The 1,251-nt window shown below is 68.7% G+C and carries 1 pseudogene; it reads right to left on the reverse strand.

From position 1 onward, the window contains the following. Nucleotides 1-178 precede the first annotated feature (178 nt). A pseudogene (locus JCM19049_RS14545) lies at nt 179-1,251 on the reverse strand (M20/M25/M40 family metallo-hydrolase); the annotation flags it as partial.

Below are 1,251 nucleotides of genomic sequence, written 5' to 3' on the forward strand. Positions count from 1 at the left end.
GCGCTCCACCGGCAGCAGCGCCTTCAGGTACCCGCGGTCGCTCAGTTCCGCAAAGTCCTCGGTGCAGAACGTGTTGCGCTCATCGTAGTCGGCGGCGCGGGCGCGGAAACGCTCGAGCAGTTCCTCGGGCAGTGCTCGGTGATCTCCACTGGTGTGTCCTTTCGTGGGTGGGCGTGCTCTAGTAGGTGCTCAGCAGCCGGGCGAGCACCCGGGAGCCGAAGTGCAGGGCGCCGACCGGCACGCGTTCATCCACGCCGTGGAACATGCCGGTGAAGTCCAGTTCGGGCGGCAGCTGCAGCGGCGCAAACCCGTAGCCGGTGACGCCCAGGGTGGCCAGCCACTTGTTGTCAGTGCCGCCCGAGAGCATGTAGGGCAGCACCACCGCGTCCGGGTCCTCGGCCAGCAGGGCGGTGCCCATTGAATCCACCAGTTCCCCGGAGAAGGGCACCTCCAGGGAGGATTGTTCGTGGTCGACGTGCAGCTGGACGTTCTGCCCGGCTAGTTCGCGCAGCGTGGCCAGGGTCTGTTCGTGTTGCCCGGGCAGGGTGCGGGCGTCGATCAGCGCCTCGGCCTGTCCGGGGATGACGTTGTGCTTGTACCCGGCGGACAGTGCGGTCGGGTTCGCGGTGTTTTGCAAGGTGGCCCCGACAAAGCGCGAAACGTTGCCCATGGCCCGCAGCAGCGGGGCCGGGTCGGCTTCATCGAAGCCCAGGCCGCTTAGTTCCCCGATCCGCTGCAGCAGCGCCCGGGTGGTGGGCGTGTAGGACAGCGGCCACCGGTGGGATCCGATGCGCGCCACGGCGGCGGCCAGCTCGGTGACCGCGTTCTGCGGGTTCAGCTGGGAGCCGTGTCCGGCGGTGCCGTGGGCGGTGAGCCGGGACCAGGCGATGCCCTTTTCCGCGGTCTGCAGCATGTAGGCCCGCTGGCCATTGATGTCCACCGAGAACCCCCCGACCTCGCTGATCGCCTCGGTGGCCCCGGCAAACAGTTCGGGATGGTGCGTCACCATCCACCCGGCCCCGTAGTCACCGCCGGCCTCCTCGTCGGCGAAGAACGCGATGACCAGGTCGCGGCGCGGGGTGATCCGCTCGCGCACCATGTGGCGGATCACCGCGATGATCATGCGTCCATGTTCTTCATGTCCACCGCCCCGCGGCCCCAGATCATCCCGTCGATCAGCTCGGCGGCAAAGGGGTCCACGCTCCAGTCCTCGGCGATGGCCGGCACCACGTCCAGGTGCCCGTGCACCAC

It is taken from the genome of Arthrobacter sp. JCM 19049, from assembly GCF_001310435.1.